Source organism: Pseudomonas sp. Y24-6 (assembly GCF_020295325.1).
GTDB lineage: Bacteria > Pseudomonadota > Gammaproteobacteria > Pseudomonadales > Pseudomonadaceae > Aquipseudomonas > Aquipseudomonas gregormendelii.
On sequence record NZ_JACBXG010000038.1, the window covers coordinates 1 to 1,617 of the forward strand.

At 63.6% G+C, this 1,617-nt stretch carries 1 protein-coding gene; it reads left to right on the plus strand.

Annotated elements, in window-relative coordinates; genetic code table 11:
* Window positions 1–111: 111 nt before the first annotated feature.
* Window positions 112–1,536 carry a gamma-aminobutyraldehyde dehydrogenase gene (locus tag HYI44_RS29100; RefSeq protein ID WP_225571205.1) on the plus strand — a complete coding sequence of 475 codons (1,425 nt, stop codon included), beginning with the start codon at window positions 112–114 and terminating at the stop codon, window positions 1,534–1,536.
* Window positions 1,537–1,617: the final 81 nt, after the last annotated feature.

The following is a 1,617-nucleotide window of genomic DNA, read 5'->3' on the forward strand; positions in this document are numbered from 1 at the left end:
GCGCCGCGTGCATTCAGGCAGCCCTCGTCATCGTTGACGTCCATCGCGAGCAAGCTCGCTCCTACAAGGGTCCGGTTTGAAAACAAGAATTGCTTCAGAGAGGACAATGCCATGCAAACCAAACTCCTGATCAACGGCCAGTTGATCGCTGGCGAAGGCCCCGCCCAAGCCGTGTTCAACCCGTCACTGGGCCGAGTCCTGGTGGAGATCAACGAAGCCAGCGAAGCTCAGGTCGATGCTGCCGTGCGGGCCGCCGATGCGGCGTTCGATGGTTGGTCACAGACCCCGCCGAAGGATCGCGCCCTGCTGCTGCTGAAGCTCGCCGACGTCATCGAGGCCCACGGCGAAGAGTTGGCCAAGCTGGAATCGGACAACTGCGGCAAGCCTTACAGCGCCGCTCTGAATGACGAGATCCCGGCGATTGCCGACGTGTTCCGCTTCTTCGCCGGCGCCAGCCGCTGCATGAGCGGTTCGGCTGGCGGTGAATACCTGCCCGGCCACACCTCGATGATCCGCCGCGATCCGGTGGGCGTGATCGCCTCGATCGCGCCGTGGAACTACCCGCTGATGATGGTCGCCTGGAAAATCGCGCCGGCCCTCGCCGCCGGTAATACCGTGGTGCTCAAGCCGTCGGAACAAACCCCGCTGACTGCGTTGCGCCTGGCCGAACTGGCGTCGCAAATATTCCCCGCCGGTGTCCTCAACCTGGTGTTCGGGCGCGGTCCAACGGTGGGTAGCCCGCTGGTAACCCACCCGAAAGTGCGCATGGTCTCGCTGACCGGCTCGATCGCCACTGGCTCGAACATCATTTCCAGCACCGCCGACAGCGTCAAGCGCATGCACATGGAACTGGGCGGCAAGGCCCCGGTGATCATCTTCGACGACGCCGACATCGACGCCGCCGTGGAAGGCATTCGCACCTTCGGTTTCTACAACGCTGGCCAGGATTGCACGGCGGCCTGCCGCATCTACGCCCAGGCCGGGATCTACGAGAAGTTCGTCGAGAAGCTCGGCGCCGCGGTCAGCAGCATCAAGTACGGCCTGCAGGACGATCCGGCCACCGAGCTCGGCCCGCTGATCACTGCGCAGCACCGCGACCGCGTGGCCGGGTTCGTCGAACGCGCCGTGGCGCAGTCGCACATCCGCCTGATCACCGGTGGCAAGGCGGTGGACGGCAACGGTTTCTTCTTTGAGCCGACGGTGCTGGCGGACGCACAGCAGGATGACGAGATCGTTCGCCGCGAGGTGTTCGGGCCGGTGGTGTCGGTGACCAGGTTTACTGATGAGGCCCAGGTGCTGGGCTGGGCCAACGACTCGGACTACGGCCTGGCGTCGTCAGTGTGGACCGCCGACGTCGGCCGCGCGCATCGGTTGTCGGCGCGCCTGCAATACGGCTGCACCTGGGTCAATACGCACTTCATGCTCGTCAGCGAAATGCCCCATGGCGGTCAGAAATTGTCCGGCTATGGCAAGGACATGTCGATGTATGGGCTGGAGGACTACACCGTGGTGCGGCATGTGATGTTCAAGCACTAAAAAGCATCGCTGGCAAGCCAGCTCCCACAAGGGTTGGGGCGTACCCAACTCTGTGGTCAACCACAAAACCTGTGAGAACTG

What these genes read in the sequence shown, in the direction of transcription:
- HYI44_RS29100 (WP_225571205.1), top strand. Translation starts at nt 112, where the DNA reads ATGCAAACCAAACTCCTGATCAACGGCCAGTTGATCGCTGGCGAAGGC.